The sequence below is a fragment of the Eubacterium ramulus genome (assembly GCF_003122485.1).
Classification (GTDB): domain Bacteria; phylum Bacillota; class Clostridia; order Lachnospirales; family Lachnospiraceae; genus Eubacterium_I; species Eubacterium_I ramulus_A.
Genome location: NZ_JRFU01000017.1, coordinates 1 through 3,372, shown reverse-complemented (window position 1 = coordinate 3,372; position 3,372 = coordinate 1). Strand labels below are relative to the sequence as shown.

The 3,372-nt window shown below is 39.7% G+C and carries 2 protein-coding genes; both read left to right on the top strand.

Features of this window, described 5'->3' with window-relative positions; all coding sequences use genetic code 11:
- On the top strand, positions 1-929 hold a 929-nt coding region (gene fliB, locus LG34_RS16590; protein ID WP_109214632.1), incomplete at its 5' end, for a flagellin lysine-N-methylase.
- A gap of 533 nt (positions 930-1,462) precedes the next feature.
- Complete coding sequence (locus tag LG34_RS01915; RefSeq protein WP_109214631.1) at positions 1,463-3,160, top strand: glycoside hydrolase family 13 protein; 1,698 nt, start codon at positions 1,463-1,465, stop codon at positions 3,158-3,160.
- Positions 3,161-3,372 lie beyond the last annotated feature (212 nt).

Genomic DNA, 3,372 nt, shown 5'->3' with positions numbered 1-3,372 from the left:
TCCTGAAAGAAAACGGACTTTGCCGACTGGTTCTCGCACATGGAGATGCCGTCCTGTCGGATACATGTACTACATTTCCACGGGAATTTCATACCTTTTCCAATCACATAGAAAAGACTTTAATGCCAAGCTGCCCGGCGGTCATTGATCTGTGGAAAGAAGAAACCAAACTTTCTTTTCCTTCTGTCAATGCCAGTCTGTGTTCTGATACGAACAATCTGCTTTTTTCTGTTCGAAGCCATCTGATCTCTCTGATGCAAAACAGCCCAGACTCTCCGGAACATATTTTGCTGGAATGTTTTTATATTCTTCTGGAATTGCAGCAGCAGACGTTATCTTTGGATTTACTGGCAGATTATTTTTCAGAATCTGTCATTGGGCAGCTTTCTGATGCCATTGAACAGATGGATTTTCCACTGGAAGATACCTTGCTGGAATGTAATGAACTTCTTCAGGATCTCGCCGTCAATTACCAAAAGGAAGGGCTTTACAGCAGTTTTCTGACTCCGCTTCTGGCACTTGCAGACCAGATTTCAGAAGGCACTGTCAATTATGATCTGGCAGAAGAATGGGATGCTTTTGAACAGCAGTTTTTCCAATATCAGGCTCTGATCCGAAATTTTCTTGCAAATGAATTTTTCTCTGATCTGCTGTCTCCCGACGGCGATCTGGAAAGCATGATCGTACAAATGCAATGGATTGGCATGGAATATGGCGTTGTCCGCCACAGTATTTTTTTGAAATGGTTGCTTGAAGGAAAAGGAAATCTCTGCTATGAAGTGGTTCGTGATTCGCTGGTCATACTGACACGAATGACCGGATATGAAAAAGATGATATTTACGAATATCTGGAAAACAGTTTTGATTCCCTTTATTGGGACTGGGGATATTTTGCAATGATCGTATCTGATTTTTTAAATGTGCAGTGATTCTGAGAAAAAAGGACAAATTTTAAGCCCGATCGATGATTTTCTTCTCCGACCGGGCTTTTAATGAATTTCCTGTAATTTCATTGTCTACACCTTCAACTTTCTCAGATTATTAATAATTACTTATGTTCCTTTTGGACCGTACCTCCTATCTTAGATTTTGAGTTCTTCCTTCTCATTTCATTGGACTGTACCTCTATTTCTTAAGTTCTTTTTGTTGATATTATAGTAACGCACTTCCCCTGTTTTGTCAATACTTTTCTGTTATTTTTTATTTATGTTGATATTTTTCTGTCTTTTCTTTTATTTTCTTCATATTTACTGTTTTTTATTCCCGACTCTATGATATGTAATGTATGACTTTTAAGTTATAATTCTTTATTTTACTCTTTGCATAAGTCTCTTTCTTTAATAACAGAATTATTTCTCTGGCGCAGCATTTCTAACCGTAGTATAATACATAAGTATATAAACTACTTCTATTTAACAATCATGGAAAATTGCCTAAAACCGGCAATAGTGAGGGTAAAACAATGAACAGAAAATGGTGGCATGACAAGGTAGCATATCAGATTTATCCAAAAAGTTTTCTGGATACCAACGGAGACGGTATTGGCGATCTGAGAGGAGTTATTTCAAAACTGGATTATTTAAAACAGCTGGGAATCGACATGATCTGGCTCTCTCCTGTCTATAAATCTCCGTTTGTAGATCAGGGTTATGACATTGCCGATTATTATGCGATTGCAGAAGAATTCGGTACAATGGAAGACTTTGACGAATTACTGGCAGAAGCAAAAAAACGTAATATGTATATTATTATGGATCTGGTTATTAACCACTGCTCCGATCAGCATGAATGGTTCCAGAAAGCACTGGCAGATCCTGATGGTGAATATGCAGATTACTTCTACTTTCGCAAGGGGAAGAACGGAAATCCACCAAGCAATTACCGTTCCTACTTTGGCGGAAGCTGCTGGGAACCAGTACCTGGTACCGACAAATATTATTTCCACATGTTTGCCAAAGAACAACCGGATTTAAACTGGGAAAACCCGGTTCTTCGTCAAAAACTTTACGATATGATCAACTGGTGGCTGGATAAAGGACTTGCCGGTTTTCGAATTGATGCGATCATCAATATCAAAAAGGATCTTAATTTTCCTGATTATGAACCGGATGGTCCAGACGGAATGGTCAACTGTTCCAAAATGGTAGACAGTGTCGATGGCGTTGGCAAATTACTGGAAGATTTAAAAAAACACACCTTCGAAAAATATGATGCCTTTACTGTTGGTGAAGTTTTTAATATGAAAGCCGATGAACTTGCTGAGTTCATTGGCGAAAACGGTCATTTTTCAAGCATGTTTGATTTCAGTGCACACTGCCTGACAGAAGGCAAACGCGGCTGGTATGAAGCCGGACCGGTTCAATTTAAAGACTGGAGAGCGGCTATCACCAATGCACAGCTTACCGCGCAAACCTGTGGTTTTGAGGCAAACATTATTGAAAACCATGATGAACCAAGAGGTGTATCACGCTTTTTACCAAGCTATGCACAGAACCCGGCTGGTACAAAAATGCTTGCCACTGTCAGCATTCTGTTACGTGGAATTCCTTTTATTTATCAAGGACAGGAGATTGGTATGCAAAATGCCATATGGAACAGTATAGATGAATTCAATGACATCAGCACCAAAGATCAGTATCGCATTGCAAGAGATGCCGGATTAACAGACCGTGAGGCTCTGGCTGTATGCAATCGAATGAGTCGTGATAATGCCAGAACCCCGGTACAATGGAGCGATCAGCCAAATGCCGGCTTTACCAGCGGAACCCCCTGGCTGAAGATAAATCCAAATTATACTCAGATAAACGTGGCAAATCAGGAAAACGATCCATCTTCTGTGTTAAACTATTATCGCAGATTAATTGCCCTGCGAAAATCAACCGCTTATAAGGAAGTATTCACCTATGGAAAATTTGTTCCTGCTTACCAACATACGGACTCTGTAATGGCATATTATCGTGAAACAGAAACTCAACGCATTCTGGTTGCTGCCAATTTTAGTAAAAAACCTGTTACCCTGAATTTGGAGCATCCGGCAAAACAGGTTCTTTTGTCAAATATGGAAGCCACAGACATTATGGACTCTACATTATCAGATTCCTTAGAATCAGCAACTCTGCCATTAAGAAGCTGTGAAATACTTGTTCTGGAATTAGAATAAATATGCATAAGTTTGTCTGTTTACTTCAGGCAAACAGCAAGATAAAAAAGAGAGAGGAACACCGAAATGATGAGGTGCCGTAACGAAGGTTTTGAAATCAAGTGGCAAAGACAATCGGTACGGTATATTGCAGAAAAATCTAAAAATCATATTTGGAGGAAATTGCATTCAAGTCGAACGCACGTGAGACTTGGTGCGTGATTCTGGTCAGC

Bases quoted from the DNA above. Each gene is read 5' to 3' on its own strand.
- LG34_RS01915 (WP_109214631.1), top strand. From the start codon at position 1,463: ATGAACAGAAAATGGTGGCATGACAAGGTAGCATATCAGATTTATCCA.